Here is a 14815-nt window from a genome sequence, read left to right as displayed (position 1 = left end):
GTGGGCCATATCGTCAAAAGCACGATCCTCGACGCGCCGACCGGTGCCGTCTGGAATGTGCTGCGCGATTTCAACGGCCACGATCGCTGGCATCCGGCGGTCGCCACCAGCACGATCGAGCGGGCGCAAGCCTCCGACAAGATCGGGTGTATCAGACGCTTCAAGCTGCAGGACGGCTCGGAGCTGCGCGAACAATTGCTGGCGCTGTCCGACCTCGAACAGACCTTCAGCTACTGCCTGCTCGATACGCCGATCCCGCTGTTCAACTATGTTGCCCATGTCCGGCTGCTCCCGGTGACCGATGGCGACCGCACATTCTGGCACTGGGAATCCAGGTTCACCACGCGGCCGGCGGATGCCGAGAGGCTGACGCAGATGGTCGCCGAACAGATCTATCAAGCCGGCTTCGATGCCATTCGCCGGCACCTGAAGGAGGCCGCATAAAAGCGGAGACGAAGCCATGCCCGTCACGGTGAAGACATTCGCGAGTTTTGGCGAGGCGGCATCGGCGCTATCGTCCGACCGCAGCGCGCGCTATCTCGGCGGCGGCACGCTTGTCATGCGCGCCCTCAACGAGGGCGACGTCTCGATCTCAACCGTGGTGCGCGCAACCGACCGGGCGCTCACTCGTATCGATATGTCGAGTTCACGCATCACGATCGGGGCGGGCGTCACTTTCGCCAGGATCCTGGCCGAACGCGATCTTGCGTTTCTGCACGCACCGGCACGTTCGATCGGCGGGCCGGCGGTGCGCAACATGGGCACGGTGGGCGGCAATTTGTTTGCGCCCGCTCCCTACGGCGATTTCACCGTCGCGCTGCTGGCGCTCGACGCGACTATCTCTGTCCAGGGCGGCCTTGGCGCGCGCGACATGACGATCGAGGAGTTCCTGCAATCCCGCGAACGGCAGAGCGGCGCGCTGGTGCTGGCCGTCTCGTGCCAGCGCCCCGCGAGCGCCGATGCCTTCCGCTTTCGCAAGATCGCGCGTATCAAGCCGAAGGGCGGCTCGGTGATCACGCTGGCCGCGCATCTGCCCTCGAGCGGCGGCCGCATCTCGGGCGCCCGCATCGCGCTCGGCTCGATGGCCGCAACACAAATTCGCGCGCGAGCCGCCGAACGCGCGTTGGAGGGACGCGCGCTAGACGATGCGACGATCAACGCTGCAGCCTCGGTCGCAGCGGAAGGCGCGTCCCCCACCGATAATGCCCTCGGCAGCGCTTGGTATCGCCGTGAGATCGTCGGCGTTCATCTGCGCCGTCTCTTGTCCGGCCTGGAGTAAGATATGACCAAGACCCCGCTCCAGTTTCGTCACAATGGCCGCGACGTCGCCTTGTTCGTCGATGGCGGCGTCAATCTCCTGGTCGCGCTGCGGGAACTGATCGGCGACATGACGCCAAAATTCGGTTGCGGCCAGGGCGGCTGCGGCGCCTGCAGCGTGCTGATCGACGGCGAACTGCATCTCTCCTGCCTGACGCTGGCGGAAACGGTGAACGGCCGCGCCGTCGAGACGCTCGATGGGCTGAGGGACGGCCCCAACCTGCATCCGCTGCAGCGCGCCTTCATGGAGCATTTTGCCGCCCAGTGCGGCTATTGCACGCCGGGAATGCTGATGGCCGCGAAGGCGCTGCTCGACCGCAATCCCTCGCCGACCCGCGCCGAGGTCATCGAGGCGATCTCGGGCAATATCTGCCGCTGCACTGGCTACGAGCCGATCATCAACGCCGTGCTTGCCGTCGCCACGAGCGGACGCGCCCGCGCCTGAGAGGACACCGCTATGCTGGAATTGCGCAAGGACATCTTCGCCGACGAGCGCGACGATAACCTGAAAGAAATCGGCAAAGGCACGCAGCGCCAGGACATGCTCGGCCATGTCACGGGCACCTCGACTTATTTCGACGATCACAAGCTGCAGGGCATGCTGCATCTCAAGGTGCTGCGCAGCCCGCACGCCCATGCTCGTCTGCGCCGCGTCGACATGATGGAAGCGGAACGTTCGCCCGGCGTGCGGCGCATCATCCGCGGCGCCGACGTGCCGCGCAATCTCAACACCCTGCTCAGCCTGATCAATTTCGGCAAGGATGACGAGCCATCGCTGGCCGTCGATAAGGTGCGCTACAAGGGCGAACCCATCGTCGCCATTGTCGCCGACAGCCCGCGCGAGGCCTTTGAAGCGATGGCAAAAGTGCGTGTCGACTACGAGCTTTTGCCCGCCGTGTTCGACGTCGAGGAAGCCTTGAAGCCGGGCGCGCCCGTCGTCAACGAGGTCTACCCCAAGAACACCTTCGTCTATCACGACGTCTACGACCACCAGAAGCTGCGCTTCGGCGATGTCGAGCGCGGATTTGCCGAAGCCGATCACATTCTCGAACAGCGCTACCAGATGTCGCCGATCGAGCATGCGCCGACCGAAACCAACGGCTCGATCGCAGCGCCCGATACCAACGGCCGCTATGTCGTCTACACCTCGACGCAGGCGCTGTTCTTCTCGCTCGACACCTGCGCGAAAATCCTCGACGTCCCTTCCAATACCTTCCATTTCATCGGCGGCACCGTCGGCGGCGGTTTCGGCGGCAAGGTGGACACGCTCACCGAACCGCTCGCCATTCTCGGCGCCATGCTCACGGGGCGTCCGGTGCGCTATCAGCTCGGCCGTGAGGAGGAGATGCAGTTCGGCTCGCCGCGCGGCGCCGAGCGCATCTACATCAAGGACGGCGTGATGCGCGACGGACGCATCATCGCGCGCAAGATCCGCGCCTATTTCGACAGCGGCGCCTACACGCGGCTCTCTAGCTACGCCGTGGTCAAATGCGTGGCGCATCTGCCAGGTCCTTACACGATCCCGAACGTTCACGGCGACGTCTACTGCGTGTTCACCAACCGGACGCCGGCAACCGCGATGCGCGGCTTCGGCGTCACGGCGATGGACTTTGCGCTCGAATGCCAGATGGACAAGCTCGCCCATCTCGTCGGCATCGATCCGATGGAGTTCCGTATCCTCAACGCCTATCGCGATGGCGACATGAAGGCGCACCGGCGCGAGGCCAAGAACACCGCGTTGATCGAATGCGTCCAGGTCGCTGCCGAAAAAGCCAAGTGGCCGCTTCGCGAGGAGATGAAGCGCATGTCGTCGCGCAAGGATGGCGGCGGCAGCCGGGCGGCGATATCGCCGACGCCGCTCGAGCCCGCGCCGCAACGCGCCGCGGTGTCGCAGCAGCGCACCACCTACGACCGCGCGCCGCCTGCCACGATCCAGCCGCCACCGCCGCCCGCGGCGACGCCGCCTCCCCCACGGCCGCCGGCTCCGTCGCCGTCGCATGGCGCCACCCGTTTCTCTTCCGTCTTCGGCACCAGGAGGCGCTGATCATGGCCAAGCATCGCGGACGCGGCATCGCCTCGATCAACTATCCCATCGGCATGAACCTCGGCGGCGACCCCAGCCAGGCGCTGGTTCACTCCAACCCGAGCGGCAAATTCACGGTGTCGCTGTCGTCGATCGATCTCGGCCAGGGCATGAAATCGGTGACGCGGCAGATCTGCGCGGAAACGCTCGGCGTTCCCGTCGAGGACGTCTATGTCGATACCGCCGACTCCGATACCGGGCCGCACTGCATGGGCTCGTTCGCCTCGCGCGGCACGCATCGCGTCGGCAATGCCGTGATGGCGGCGGCCAAAGAGGCGCGCGGCGTTATGATGGAGGCCGCCGCCGAGGAGCTGGAGGTCAACGCCGCCGATCTCGATACCGACGGGCGCGGCAATATCCACGTCAAGGGCGCGCCGCACCGCTCGATCTCCACCAAGGACGTCGCGATCGCGGCGCAGTTCAGGCAAGGCAAGACCATCTCGGGGCGCGGCATTTTTCTGGTGCCGCTTTCGGAGGTGAATCCCGAAACTGGCGAGATGTCGCCCGCCACCTGTTACGCGCACGCCTGCCTAGTTGCCGAGGTCGAGGTCGACGATGAGACCGGCGAAGTCGCCATGGTGCGCATGGACAGTGCCTACGAGCTCGGCCGCGCGCTCAATCCGCGGCTGGTGGAGCAGCAACTCGTCGGCGGCGCATGGATGGGAATCAGCCATGCGCTGTTTGAAACCCCGGAGCCCTACTATCCCGATCCCTCGCATGGCCCGCGCGACTTCGTCGAATATCTGATGCCCGGCCCCGGCGACATCTGCCCGCATGACATCGCGGTGCTGGAACGTCCCGCCGCCGACGGACCGTTCGGCGCCAAGGGCCCCGGCGAGATGTGCGCCAATCCCGTGCTGCCCGCGGTTGCCAACGCCATCTTCAATGCCGTCGGCGTGCGGATGGATGAACTGCCGATCACGCCGGAAAAAGTGCTGCGCGCGATTAAGGCCCAGGGCGGCGCACGGCCGCAGGCGCGGCGCTGAGGTTTTTCCATGACGGTCCGCTCAAACATCGTCGGCATCGATAGCCCGGAGGCGCTCGAAAGGGCGTTGCGGACCGCCTATTACCTCGCCGACGAGGGCCTCGCGACGGCCTCCTATCTCGCGCTTGCGCTCGGCAAGCCGCTGCTGCTTGAGGGCGCGCCGGGCGTCGGCAAGACCGAAGCGGCCAAGGCGATCGCCGCTGTGCTCGGCCGCCGCCTGATCCGCCTGCAATGTTATGAAGGCATCGACGCATCAGCGGCGCTCTACGAGTGGAACTATCCGCGCCAGATGCTCGCAATCCGCCAGGCCGGCGAGGAAAGCATCGATATCTATGGCGAGACGTTTCTGATCGAACGGCCAATGCTCGCCGCGCTGCGTGCACCAGACTCCACCGTGCTGCTGATCGATGAAATCGACCGCGCCGACCAGGAATTCGAGGCATTCCTGCTCGAATTCCTTTCCGACTTTCAGATATCGATCCCTGAACGCGGCACCGTGCGCGCGGCCGAGCGCCCCGCCGTCGTGCTGACCTCCAACCGCACCCGCGATCTACACGAAGCGCTGCGCCGCCGCTGCGTCTATCACTGGATCGAGTACCCCACCGCAGAGCGCGAGGCGCGCATCGTGATGTTGCGGGCGTCGAGCGTCGCCGAATCGACGGCACGTGCCGTCGTCGCCGCCGTCGGCAAACTCCGGCGCGAGCCGCTCAGCAAGGCTCCGGGCATTGCCGAAGCTGTGGATTGGGCCGAAGCGGCAACACTATTACACGCGCGCGGCGCGCGCTGGCCGGATGCCTTCAAGCGCTCGATTGGGGTCGCGCTCAAGGACGAGGAGGATCTCACCTTCATTTCTGGCCGGCTCGACGCGCTGATTGCGGAGGCCGCCGCGTGAACAACGAGCTTCAGCTACCGCGTGCTATCAGTGTCTTCGTGTCCTTTGTCGCTCTGTTGCGCGCCAATGGCTTTGCCGTGGCGCCGGAACAGACAACAGCTTTCCTGGCCGCTATCGAACTATTGGGACCGCGCAGCATGGAAGCGATCCGGCAGGCCGGGCTGGCGACGCTCGCCCCGCCGCCCGAGCGGCGCGCGACCTATGATCGGCTGTTCGACCTCCATTTCCTCGGCAGCGAAACGGTCGATCATGCCGGCGCGGAAGACGAGGAAGTGGTTCGCCTGCAGGAGCAAGGCCGCGGCGAAGACGAAACATTGCTGGCTGATGAGGCCAACCAATCCGGGCTTGCCGCGGCGCGCGCGGAAGCGCTGGTCGAACGGCGCTTCGCGCCGGGCGCCACTGGCGACGCCTTGCGACGGCTCTCACGCGAAGCACCCGCGCGCCTGCCGCGACGCCGCGGCCACCGGCGCATGCGCGCCCGCCGCGGGCCGTGGGCCGATCTACGCCGCACCTTGCGCGAAAGCGTACGCAACGACGGCGAGGTGCTGCGGCTCGGACGGCTGAAGCGGCGCAGCCGCCCGCGCAAGGTGTTGTTGCTGATCGATGTCTCCGGTTCGATGAAGGAACGGACCGACGACAACATGAAGCTCGCGCACGCCGTGGTGCATGCGGCTCCTAATGTCGAGGTATTCACCTTCGGCACCCGCCTCACCCGCGTTACCCGCGCACTCCGTCTTAAGCGCCGCGAGCAGGCCCTGTCGGCGGCTGCCCATCTCGTTAGCGACTGGGATGGTGGCACAAGGATCGGCGATGCGCTGCAGGCGTTTCTGGCGGTGCCTCGCTTCGGTGGTTATGCGCGGGGTGCTGCGGTGGTCATTCTCTCTGACGGCCTCGAGCGCGGCGATCCCTCTGCGTTGCGCGACGCCGTCGCAAAATTGTCACGGCGCGCCTGGCGGCTGAGCTGGCTGACACCGCTGGCGAATGGCCCCGCCTTTCAGCCGCAAACCGAAGCGCTGATCGCGATCCGTCATTTCGTGGACGATCTGGTCGACGGCGGATCCACCGCCGCGATCGTCTCTCATGTGCTCTCGCTCGGACAAAGGAAGGCCGCGTGACCGAAATCGTCGATGCCCATCATCATATCTGGCGCCAGGCCGACCTGCCCTGGCTGATCGGCCCGATGCAGCCGCGCATCTTTGGCCCCTACGAGCCGATCCGTCGCGACTATCCGATCCAGGAATATCTCGGCGACCTCGCCGACTCCGGCGTCACACGCTCGGTCTATGTGCAGACCAACTGGGCCAATGATCGCTTCGAGGAGGAAACGGCCTGGGTGCAAGAGACTGTAAAGGACCATGGCTGGCCGCACGCCATTGTTTCCTATGCTGATTTCAACGTCGATGACGTTCGACCGCAATTGGATCGTCTGGCGCGCTATCCGTTGGTGCGCGGCGTGCGGATGCAACTGCATTGGCACGACAACCCGCTCTATCGCTTTGCGGCCCGGCCAGACCTCTGCGCCGATCCGAAAATCCGCCGTAACGTCGCGCGGCTTGCCGACTATGGTTTCAGCTTCGACTTGCAGGTGTTCGCGCCACAGATGGCGGATGCCGCCGGCCTCGCCGAGGCCTGTCCCGATGTCACCTTCATCCTGCAGCACGCCGGCATGCTGGAAGACCTTTCGCCGCAGGGACGGTCTGCGTGGCGCGCCGGAATGACCCGGCTCGCAGCCTGCCCGAATATCGTCGCAAAACTTTCCGGCCTCGGCACCTTCATCCACCGCAACGATCCCGCGCACATCGCCAGCATCCTCAACGAGACGGTTGCGATGTTCGGCGCCGATCGCTGCCTGTTCGGCTCTAATTTTCCGATCGAAAAGCTCTGGACGACTTATCGTGAACTGATCGACGCCTTTCTCGCCGCAACAGCTTCGCTTGCCACGGATCAACGCGATGCCGTTCTGCGAACGACAGCTTTGCGCGTCTACCGGCTCGACTGATGACGGCGCGTGCCAATCAAAAGAATACGGAGGGAACAGATGCCGCTTGAAATCAGGATCCTGGACTATGGGGACATCGAACTGGAATCGAGCTTTCTGGTGCTCGGCCGCGACTGCGGGCGCACTCGCCGCGTCCTGACGCTCGGCTTCCTGATCGTCGGCGGTCCCTATCCGGTCGTGGTCGACACCGGCTACCGCTCCAATCAGATCATGGAAACGCTGGGCATGCGCGGGCTGCAATTCCACGAAAACATGATCGAGAACCAGCTCGCGCGCCACGGCGTGCGCATGGGCGATGTCCGTTTCGTCTGCCACACCCACCTGCATATCGACCACGCCGGCAAGGACGATCTGTTTCCGATGAACACGACGGTCGTGCTGAATCGCAAGGAGCTGGAATACTCGGTCTCCGGCTTGATGCATCCGCAATATCCGGCGCCCGACATCAAGCATCTGATCGATCGCCTGCACACCAAGAGCGCGCTGCGCTTCCTCGATCTCGAGGTGACCGGCCCGATCGAGCTGATGCCGGGCGTCTATTGCGAGGCCGCCAACGCCCACACCGAGGGCTCGATGAACATCCATGTTCACACCGCCGACGGCATCGCCACCATCTGCGGCGACGTGATCTACGACTTCAACGACCAGATCGTGAACCCCTTCAACGAGATTCACGACTGGGAACCGCGAACGACAGGCAACCACGGCACCAGCAAACGCGCGGAGAAGGCGGCGATCAAGAAGCTCCTGAGCAACTCGCGCTATTTGCTCCCGGTGCACGACCGGCCCGCCAAGATCGAAGGCGGCATGGTGGTCGGCCGGCTGCACGATCAGGTGCCGGGCCCTATCGTTCAGAGCCTGCCGCAGCGTCACTGGTTCCCGGCGTAAAGCGCTGAAAGGATCGGTCGATGACGCACGTCACGCTGCGCCCGGAATTCGAAAACCTGATCGACCCCTACGCGCCGGTCGGTCAGGTCGGCACCGGGTTCGAATTCACGGAGGGACCGATCTGGCACCCGGTCCATCATTATCTCTTGTTCTCGGATATGCCAGGCGACGTGCGCCGGCGATGGGATGCGAGGCGCGGCGTCGTCGAGGTCAAGCGCCCCTCGAATAAATGCAACGGCATGACCTATGATGCCGAGCTCAATTTGATTGTCTGCGAGCATGCTACGTCGTCATTGATCCGCGAACGCCCCGATGGGCGCCGCGAGGTGATCGCCTCGCACTTCGATCATCAGGAGCTCAATAGCCCGAATGATGTCTGCGTGCATTCCAGCGGCGCGATCTATTTCAGCGATCCCTGGTATGGCCGCATGCCGGTCTACGGCGTCGAACGGCCGCGCCAGCTCGGCTTCCAGGGTGTGTATCGTGTTCCGCCCGGCGGCGGCCCACCAAAACTCGTCGTCGACCGCCATCTGTTCGATCAGCCGAACGGCCTCTGCTTCTCGCCCGACGAGCGGCTGCTTTATGTCAACGACACCGTGCAGGCGCTGATCCGCGCCTTCGATGTCGAAGCTGATGGCTCGCTCTCCAATGCGCGCGTCTTCGCCAGCGGCATCCGTTCCGAGCTCGAGCCCGGCCTGCCCGACGGCATGAAGTGCGATCAGCGCGGCAATGTGTGGGTCACCGCGCCCGGCGGCGTCTGGGTCTATGCGCCATCAGGCGAGTTGCTCGGCAAGGTACGCCTTCCCGAGCTCGTCGCCAATCTCACCTGGGGCGGACCGGATTTCCGCACGCTCTATCTCACCGCGACCCATTCGGTCTATGCCATCCCGGTCAAGGCGGGACCGCGCCACGAACCCTATATGAGCGGGCGGATTTCGACCGGCCCCGATACCGGCTATCCGCAGCCCGCCTCGCCACAGCTGGCCAGCGGCGACATGCAGCTCGATCCGCGGCGCTGCGCGATGATCATTCAGGATCTGCAGAACGATGTGATCATGGAAGGCGGCGCGTTCGCCGATTCTGGTTCGCCCGTCCATGCGCGCCAGCAGCGGGTCGTCGACAATGTCCGCCGGCTTGCGGACGCCGCGCGGGCGCGCGGCGTCGTCATCATCCATGTCTGGTTCATCGTCGAACCCGGCGCGCCCGGCGTCACGCTCAATGCACCGCTGTTCGAGGGACTAGTCGATAGCGGGGCAATGGTGCGCGGAAGCTGGGGTGCCGCTCCGGTTCCCGGGCTCGAACCGCGTGCCGGCGACTTCATCGTCGAGAAGATGCGGATGAGCGCCTGGGAAGGCACGCGGCTGGAGACCATCCTCAAGGCGACCGGCCGCGACATGATCATCAACACCGGCGCCTGGACTAATATGTCGATCGAGCACACCGCCCGCACCGGCGCCGACAAGGGCTACTTCATGATCGTGCCCGAAGACTGCTGCTCGACCATGAACGCCGACTGGCACAACGCCTCGATCAATTTTGCGATGCAGAACGTGGCCGTCGTCACCAACGCGGATGCCGTCATCAGGGGACTGGGATGACCGGGGGCCGGCCATGCCAAAACTCTTTCACCTGAGCTGCTCCCCTCGCGCGGACTCGGAATCTTCCGCTGGCGCGCGCATCTTCATCGATCGCTTCCGCGACGCGCGACCGGACTGGGACATCGACGTGATGAACCTATGGAAGGACCACCTTCCCGATTTCGAGGGTTATGTGCTGGAGGCGAAGTATGCGCGCATCAATGGGCGGAACTTCACGGATTCGCAGCGCGACGCCTTTGCGGTCGTCGAGCGCATCGCGATCCGCTTCGCGCTCGCTGATCGCGTTCTGATCTCGACGCCGATGTGGAATTTCGGCATTCCCTACAAGCTGAAGCAGTGGATCGACGTGATCACACAGCCCGGGCTGGCGTTTCGCTTCGATCCGGCGCAGGGCTACCTGCCGCTGTTCAAGGACCGGCCGACGGTCGTCATTCTCGCCAGCGGCAGCGATTTCATCACCGGCATGAACCGGGGCCGCATCGACATGGCAACGCCATACTTGCGCGAGGCGCTGCGCTTCATCGGCGTCCGCGATGTGCGGTTCGTACCGATCGGACCGACGACGGGACCAGCCGAACCGATCCGGGCGGCGCGCGAGGGCGCGCATCGCCGGCTCGCCGAGATGGCCGCACGGTTCTAATGCAACAGGCTTGGCAGGACCGGAACATCTGCGACAATAATGCGGTTATCCGACCCGCGCCGGAGGAGAACCCCGTTGAAGTGCTATGAGCTCCAGGGACCGAACGGAATCGATGGACTTGCCCTCGTCGACAAGCCTGTGCCCGAACCTGGGGACGGCCAGGTGCTGGTCCGGCTCAAAGCGGCCACGCTGAACTATCGCGATCTCCTCACCGTGAAGGGCGGCTACGGCTCGCGCCAGAAATTTCCGCTTGTGCCGGTATCGGATGGCGCTGGTATCGTCGAACGCGTCGGCCCGGGCGTGCGGGAATTCGCAGCTGGCGACCGCGTCATCGGCAGCTTCTTCGAAGGCTGGCTCAGCGGCGAACCCAGCGAAGCCAAGATGCGCTCAGCCCTCGGTGGCTCGGTGGACGGGGTCCTGACGCAGTATCGGATCTTTCCAAAGCACGCGCTGGTCAGAACGCCGGAGCATCTCAACGACATCGAAGCCGCCGCGCTCCCCTGCGCCGGCGTCACGGCCTGGAGCGCGGTCGTCAAGTTAGGTGGCGTAAGGCCCGGTCAGACCGTTCTGACACAGGGCACTGGCGGAGTATCCCTCTTTGCTCTTCAGTTTGCGAAGATGTGCGGCGCGCGCGTCGTCGCGACATCGTCCAGCGCCGCCAAGATCGAACGCCTCAAACATCTCGGGGCACACTTCACCTTGAACTACAAGGCGACGCCCGATTGGGGAAAGAAGGCCCGCGAATGGAGCGGCCAGGGCGTCGACCTCGTCGTCGAGATCGGCGGCGTCGGCACACTGAACGAATCGATCCGGGCGACCAGGATCGGCGGCACCATCGCCTTCATCGGCGTGCTCGCCGGCCCGCCGCCCTCAGACCTACGGCTTCCACTGATGGTGATGCAGCAGCAGCGGCTGCAGGGCGTCACCGTCGGATCGGTCGAGGATCTGAAGGCGATGGTGGACGCCATCGCGGTTCATCGGATGAAGCCGGTGATCGACAAGACCTTCTCGTTCGATCAGGCTCGAGAGGCGTTTCGCCACATGGAAAGCGGCGCGCATTTCGGGAAGGTGGCAATTGCGATCGATTGAACGCGACATTTGGCCGTGGCCGCCGGTTCCCCTGCAGGATTTTACCGGGTTTTGAACGCATTTCGACGTTGCTCACTCCAGGATTGGCGAGGCGCACATACAACTCTTGCTGGTTTCAGCAATTGCCTCCGTCACCATTAGGCTTTAAATTCATGTCATTCGCCTCGTCGACAACGGGCGCCGCCTGGCGCTCGCGAGAGTTGAACGGGATCTACAACCGAGCTGGGACGCGGCGTTGGGAAGCGCCGACCGCTTGCCCCGTTCTGTAGCGAGACAAAGACCGGCTGTGAGCGGGACCACCGGCGCGAGAATGATGCCGTTCGCGCGGGAGCTGCAGCGAGCCGCCGGATGGAAATGAGCAATGACTAAAGACAAGAGCCAACTCCTGAGGTCGCTGACCATCGATCGCAGCGCCGCCAAAGCGGATCGCCGTGACCGCCGCTGGCTGCCGATCGTGATGACGGCTGCTGTCTGCGTGGTCGTCGCATTCGCCGCCTTTGCCGCATACGAATTCAGCAGGCAGGATTCCACCAAAGAGACTGCATCGCAGACCGCGACCCAGCCCGCCCCGCAACCGCAGACACCGCCCCCCGCTCCGCAGGCCACCACGAATGGCAAGGCGGCCGGCAGTCTCGCGGCCTCCGGCTATGTGGTGGCGCGCCGCAAGGCGACGGTGGCGGCCGAGATCACCGGCAAAGTGGTCGAGGTCTTCACCGACGAAGGCCGGACGGTGACCGAAGGGCAAGTCGTCGCGCGGCTCGACAGCGTGCTGGCCGAAAAGGACTATGAGCTGGCGCGTTCGCGCGTCGAGACCGCCGACGCCGCGGTCGCCGCGATCACCGCCGATCTGGAGGATGCGACCCGGATCATGTCGCGGGTACAGACATTGTCGCAAAAGAACTTTGCCACCGAGGCCGATTTGACCAAGGCGCAAGCGCGCGTCGGCGTGCTCAGCGCGCAATTGCGCCAGGCGCAGTCGCAATATGAAACTGCCAAGATCGACGCCAAGCGCAGCGCCTCGATGCTCGACAAGCATCAAATCCGCGCGCCGTTCGCCGGCGTCGTCGTCGACCGCAGCGCGCAGCCCGGCGAGATGATTTCGCCGATGTCGGTCGGCGGCTACACCCGCACCGGCATCTGCACCATCGTCGACATGGATTCGATTGAAATCGAGGTCGACGTCAACGAGGCCTTTATCGGCCGGGTCCAGCCCGGCGGCCCCGTGAACGCGGTGCTCGACGCCTATCCGGATTGGACCATACCCGCCTCGGTGATCGCGATTGTGCCGACCGCCAACCGCGAGAAAGCCACGGTGAAGGTCCGTATCCGCTTCGACAAGAAGGACCCACGCATTCTGCCCGACATGGCGGTCAAGGTGAATTTCATGCGCGAGGCCAAGGCGAACGGCACCGCTGAAGCCACTGCCGCGAACTAGCTCCCGGCCGAATTTAGAAGAGGAGACAAACGTGACAGCCCAACACCCGATGGTTCGCCTTGCCGGCGTAGCTAAGCGTTTTACCAAGGGAAAGGAAATGATCTCGATCTTCGATCATCTCGATCTGGCGATACCCCGAGGCGATTTCATCGCCGTGATGGGGCCCTCCGGCTCGGGCAAGACGACACTGCTCAACCTGCTCGGCGGGATCGATCGCGCGGATGCCGGCGAGATTACGGTGGCCGACCAGCGCATCGATGGCCTTTCCGAGGGCGAACTGGCGGCCTGGCGGGCCGCCAATATCGGCTTCATCTTCCAGTTCTATAATCTGATGCCGATGCTAACCGCGGCGCAGAACGTCGAACTGCCGCTGTTGCTCACCAGATTGCGCAAGAAAGAGCGCGCCGAGCGCGTCCAAACCGCGCTTTCCGTGGTGGGCCTCGCCGATCGCATGAAGCACCGTCCGCGCGAAATGTCGGGCGGCCAGCAGCAGCGTGTGGCGATTGCGCGCGCCATCGTGTCCGACCCAAACCTGCTATTGTGCGACGAGCCGACCGGCGACCTCGACCGGCAGTCCGCCGATGAGATTCTTTCCATCCTGCAACTGCTCAATGGCGAACTCGGCAAGACCATCGTGATGGTGACGCACGATCCGGCAGCGGCGAACTACGCCAAGCGCGTGCTGCATCTCGACAAGGGCCGCTTCGTCGAACGGGAGCTTGCCGCGTGAACGATTTCGATCTGGTGCGGAAAAACCTGTTCCGCCGCAAATTGCGCGCGAGCCTGATGATCATTTCGATCCTGATCGCCTTCATGATCTTCGGCGTGCTCGCCGGATTCTACCGCGCCTTCACCGCTGGCGAGGACCGCGCCGCCGCTGACCGCATGATCACCGTCAACAAGATCAACTTCACCCAGCCGATGCCGATCGCCTACTTCAACCGTGTGAAGGCGGTGGACGGGGTCCGGCAGGTGACCTTCGCCAACTGGTTCGGCGGCTATTATCAGGACCCGAAGAACTTCATCATGGCGCTCGCGATCGAGCCGAACACATATTTCGACGTCTATCGCAGCGAGTTCGAGGTCCCGCCCGATCAGCTACAGGCCTTTATCCGCGACCGCGGCAGCGCGGTGGTCGGCGAAAAGCTGGCGCAGAAGTGGGGCTGGAAGATCGGCGACCGCGTTCCTCTCAACAGCAACATCTTCAGCCAGAAGAGTGGCGGCCATACCTGGGATCTCACCATTGCCGGCATCGTCAAGGGCAAGGCCGAGCACGTCGACACCAACTTCCTGCTATTCCAATACCCCTATTTTGACGAGACCCGTAGTTTCGGCAAGGACACCATCGGCTGGATGATCCTGCAGACCACTTCGCCTGAAAACAACGATCGCGTGGCCAAGACGATCGATGCGATGTTCGCCAACTCCACTGCGGAAACATCGACCGACACCGAAAAGGCGTTCGGCAAGGCGTTCGCGGCACAGTTCGGCAACATCGCGCTGATCGTGCTCCTGGTGGTCGGCGCCGCTTTCGTCACCATCCTGATGATCGTCGGCAACACCATGGCGCTGTCGATCCGCGAGCGGACGCGCGAGATCGGTGTATTGAAGACGCTCGGCTTCTCAGGGCCTCGCATCCTGACGATGGTGCTCGGCGAATCCGTGCTGCTGGCGCTGCTCGGCGGCATTCCTGGCCTTGCGATCGCCGCGCTGATCGCGATGGCGCTCCGCAACAGCCTCGCCAACGTTGCGCCCGCCTTTGCGGTTTCGCCGACCATTGCCCTGCAGGGGTTGGCATTGATGATCGCGCTCGGGCTGATCACCGGGATCATTCCGGCGCTCAACGCCATGCGGCTCAAAATTGCAACCGCGCTCGGACGGGGATAGGC

Annotated in this window: 15 protein-coding genes; all 15 read left to right on the top strand. The window is 64.2% G+C overall.

What is annotated here, in order from left to right:
- The 15 genes from HCN50_RS27110 to HCN50_RS27040 all read left to right on the top strand — a co-directional run bounded on the left by HCN50_RS27110 (position 1) and on the right by HCN50_RS27040 (position 14813).
- On the top strand, positions 1-444 hold the full coding sequence (locus HCN50_RS27110; protein ID WP_171712959.1) for an SRPBCC family protein: 444 nt from the start codon (positions 1-3) through the stop codon (positions 442-444).
- A 16-nt stretch (positions 445-460) separates the two neighbouring features.
- Positions 461-1279 carry an FAD binding domain-containing protein gene (locus HCN50_RS27105; protein ID WP_171712958.1) on the top strand — a complete coding sequence of 273 codons (819 nt, stop codon included), beginning with the start codon at positions 461-463 and terminating at the stop codon, positions 1277-1279.
- Positions 1280-1282: 3 nt separating this feature from the next.
- Positions 1283-1762, top strand: coding sequence for a (2Fe-2S)-binding protein (locus tag HCN50_RS27100; protein ID WP_171712957.1), 480 nt, complete (start codon positions 1283-1285; stop codon positions 1760-1762).
- A gap of 12 nt (positions 1763-1774) precedes the next feature.
- Positions 1775-3361, top strand: coding sequence for a xanthine dehydrogenase family protein molybdopterin-binding subunit (locus HCN50_RS27095; protein ID WP_171712956.1), 1587 nt, complete (start codon positions 1775-1777; stop codon positions 3359-3361).
- Positions 3362-3363: 2 nt separating this feature from the next.
- Positions 3364-4386 carry a xanthine dehydrogenase family protein molybdopterin-binding subunit gene (locus HCN50_RS27090; protein ID WP_171712955.1) on the top strand — a complete coding sequence of 341 codons (1023 nt, stop codon included), beginning with the start codon at positions 3364-3366 and terminating at the stop codon, positions 4384-4386.
- A gap of 9 nt (positions 4387-4395) precedes the next feature.
- Positions 4396-5277, top strand: a complete 882-nt coding sequence (locus HCN50_RS27085; protein WP_171712954.1) for an AAA family ATPase — start codon at positions 4396-4398, stop codon at positions 5275-5277.
- Entirely contained in the window at positions 5274-6392 is a 1119-nt protein-coding gene (locus tag HCN50_RS27080) for a vWA domain-containing protein (protein WP_171712953.1), read from the top strand. Before HCN50_RS27085 ends, HCN50_RS27080 begins: the two co-directional genes overlap by 4 nt.
- Positions 6389-7276, top strand: coding sequence for an amidohydrolase family protein (locus HCN50_RS27075; protein WP_171712952.1), 888 nt, complete (start codon positions 6389-6391; stop codon positions 7274-7276). The genes HCN50_RS27080 and HCN50_RS27075 overlap by 4 nt, the downstream gene beginning before the upstream one ends.
- Before the next feature lie 39 nt (positions 7277-7315).
- Positions 7316-8164 (top strand): MBL fold metallo-hydrolase, encoded by an 849-nt coding sequence (locus HCN50_RS27070; RefSeq protein ID WP_171712951.1) that lies wholly within the window; start codon positions 7316-7318, stop codon positions 8162-8164.
- A 20-nt stretch (positions 8165-8184) separates the two neighbouring features.
- Entirely contained in the window at positions 8185-9762 is a 1578-nt protein-coding gene (locus tag HCN50_RS27065; protein ID WP_171712950.1) for an isochorismatase family protein, read from the top strand.
- A gap of 13 nt (positions 9763-9775) precedes the next feature.
- Positions 9776-10402 (top strand): FMN-dependent NADH-azoreductase, encoded by a 627-nt coding sequence (locus HCN50_RS27060; RefSeq protein WP_171712949.1) that lies wholly within the window; start codon positions 9776-9778, stop codon positions 10400-10402.
- Positions 10403-10477: 75 nt separating this feature from the next.
- Positions 10478-11491, top strand: a complete 1014-nt coding sequence (locus HCN50_RS27055) for a zinc-dependent alcohol dehydrogenase family protein (RefSeq protein WP_171712948.1) — start codon at positions 10478-10480, stop codon at positions 11489-11491.
- 361 nt (positions 11492-11852) lie between these two features.
- Complete coding sequence (locus tag HCN50_RS27050; protein ID WP_171712947.1) at positions 11853-12926, top strand: efflux RND transporter periplasmic adaptor subunit; 1074 nt, start codon at positions 11853-11855, stop codon at positions 12924-12926.
- Positions 12927-12975: 49 nt separating this feature from the next.
- Positions 12976-13656: an ABC transporter ATP-binding protein gene (locus HCN50_RS27045; RefSeq protein WP_171713119.1), complete on the top strand. Its 681-nt coding sequence runs from the start codon at positions 12976-12978 to the stop codon at positions 13654-13656.
- Entirely contained in the window at positions 13653-14813 is a 1161-nt protein-coding gene (locus HCN50_RS27040; RefSeq protein ID WP_171712946.1) for an ABC transporter permease, read from the top strand. Before HCN50_RS27045 ends, HCN50_RS27040 begins: the two co-directional genes overlap by 4 nt.
- Positions 14814-14815 lie beyond the last annotated feature (2 nt).

Origin of the sequence: Bradyrhizobium archetypum (assembly GCF_013114835.1) — a bacterium.
GTDB classification, from domain to species: domain Bacteria; phylum Pseudomonadota; class Alphaproteobacteria; order Rhizobiales; family Xanthobacteraceae; genus Bradyrhizobium; species Bradyrhizobium archetypum.
The sequence above is the reverse complement of the archived record's forward strand: the minus strand, read 5'-3'. Positions and strand labels throughout refer to the sequence as shown.

Bases quoted from the DNA above. Each gene is read 5' to 3' on its own strand.
- HCN50_RS27105 (WP_171712958.1), top strand. From the start codon at position 461: ATGCCCGTCACGGTGAAGACATTCGCGAGTTTTGGCGAGGCGGCATCG.
- HCN50_RS27100 (WP_171712957.1), top strand. From the start codon at position 1,283: ATGACCAAGACCCCGCTCCAGTTTCGTCACAATGGCCGCGACGTCGCC.
- HCN50_RS27095 (WP_171712956.1), top strand. From the start codon at position 1,775: ATGCTGGAATTGCGCAAGGACATCTTCGCCGACGAGCGCGACGATAAC.
- HCN50_RS27090 (WP_171712955.1), top strand. From the start codon at position 3,364: ATGGCCAAGCATCGCGGACGCGGCATCGCCTCGATCAACTATCCCATC.
- HCN50_RS27085 (WP_171712954.1), top strand. From the start codon at position 4,396: ATGACGGTCCGCTCAAACATCGTCGGCATCGATAGCCCGGAGGCGCTC.
- HCN50_RS27070 (WP_171712951.1), top strand. From the start codon at position 7,316: ATGCCGCTTGAAATCAGGATCCTGGACTATGGGGACATCGAACTGGAA.
- HCN50_RS27065 (WP_171712950.1), top strand. From the start codon at position 8,185: ATGACGCACGTCACGCTGCGCCCGGAATTCGAAAACCTGATCGACCCC.
- HCN50_RS27060 (WP_171712949.1), top strand. From the start codon at position 9,776: ATGCCAAAACTCTTTCACCTGAGCTGCTCCCCTCGCGCGGACTCGGAA.
- HCN50_RS27050 (WP_171712947.1), top strand. From the start codon at position 11,853: ATGACTAAAGACAAGAGCCAACTCCTGAGGTCGCTGACCATCGATCGC.
- HCN50_RS27045 (WP_171713119.1), top strand. From the start codon at position 12,976: ATGGTTCGCCTTGCCGGCGTAGCTAAGCGTTTTACCAAGGGAAAGGAA.